Source organism: Gallicola sp. Sow4_E12 (genome assembly GCF_052116305.1).
Taxonomy (GTDB): domain Bacteria; phylum Bacillota; class Clostridia; order Tissierellales; family Peptoniphilaceae; genus JBQKLI01.
Window position 1 is genome coordinate 1 of the sequence record NZ_JBQKLI010000042.1, and the last position, 1,554, is coordinate 1,554.

A 1,554-nucleotide genomic window follows, 5' to 3' on the forward strand; every position below is an offset into this window, starting at 1 on the left:
GCACATTGAAAACTGAATCTGTAGTAAAAGAAAGAGAAATAGATATTTCTGGTCAAGCAACGAAGGGCATAGGGTGAATGCCTTGGCACTAGTGGCCGATGAAGGACGCGACAAGCAGCGAAAGCCTCGGAGAGGAGCAAATATCCAGCGACCCGGGGGAATCCGAATGGGGAAACCCGCTTAGACAAACTCTAAGCATCTTACAGCCAATACATAACTGTAAGAAGGACAGTGGGCGAACTGAAACATCTCAGTAGCCCGTAATAAAAGAAAGAAAACTCGATTTCCCAAGTAGCGGCGAGCGAACAGGAAACAGCCCGACCGAAAAGAATACAAAGTTCGACTCTAGAAGAAGAAGATGGAAAGCTTCGCCAAAGAGAGTGACAGCCTCGTAATCGAAAGAGAGAAACTTTGCTTTTCAACAGAGTACCACGGAACACGAGAAATTTTGTGGGAAGATGGGGGGACCACCCCCCAAGGCTAAATACAACTAGTGACCGATAGCGAATAGTACCGTGAGGGAAAGGTGAAAAGAACCCCGGGAGGGGAGTGAAATAGAACCTGAAACCCTATGCCTACAAGCAGTGGAAGCACACTATTGGTGTGACCACGTACTTTTTGTAGAACGGGCCAGCGAGTTATGATAGGCAGCAAGATTAAGGATTGAAGATCCGAAGTCGCAGGGAAACCGAGTCTGAATAGGGCGAATAGTTGTCTATGATAGACCCGAAACCGGGTGATCTATCCATGGGCAGAGTGAAGGTGAAGTAAGATTCATTGGAGGCTCGAACCGGGTATGGTTTAAAACATATCGGATGACTTGTGGATAGGGGTGAAAAGCCAATCGAACCCGGAGATAGCTGGTTCTCCTCGAAATAGCTTTAGGGCTAGCCTTGTAGTGAGACCCATGGAGGTAGAGCACTGAATAGTCTAGGGCCGTTAGACGGTACCGAAACTTATCAAACTCCGAATGCCATGGTGTTATATACAGGAGTCAGACTGTGGGGGATAAGCTTCATAGTCGAAAGGGAAACAGCCCAGACCACCAGCTAAGGTCCCAAAATTCTAATTAAGTGGGAAAGGATGTAGTACTACTCAGACAACCAGGATGTTGGCTTAGAAGCAGCCATCCATTGAAAGAGTGCGTAATAGCTCACTGGTCAAGTGGTACTGCGCCGAAGATAAACGGGGCTAAAATTAGATACCGAAGCTGTGGATCGAAAGATGGTAGAGGAGCGTTGTATATAGGTTGAAGCATGACCGCAAGGACATGTGGACAGTATACAAGTGAGAATGCTGGCATGAGTAGCGAAAAGGGGAGTGAGAATCTCCCCCGTCGAAAGCCTAAGGATTCCTGAGGAAGGCTCGTCCTCTCAGGGTCAGTCGGGACCTAAGCCCAGGCCGAGAGGCGTAAGCGATGGACAACAGGTTGAGATTCCTGTACTACCTTTAGCGTTTGAGAGAAGTGTTGACGCAGGAGGATACGGTGAGCGTGCGAAAGGTTGTGCACGTCGAAGTAGGTAGGCTGAGAAAAGAGGCAAATCCCTTTTCTCG

1 rRNA gene is annotated in these 1,554 nt (G+C 48.2%); it reads left to right on the plus strand.

The features are described 5' to 3' along the window. Positions 1-50: 50 nt before the first annotated feature. A 23S ribosomal RNA gene (locus ACTQ46_RS11045) occupies positions 51-1,554 on the plus strand; the annotation flags it as partial.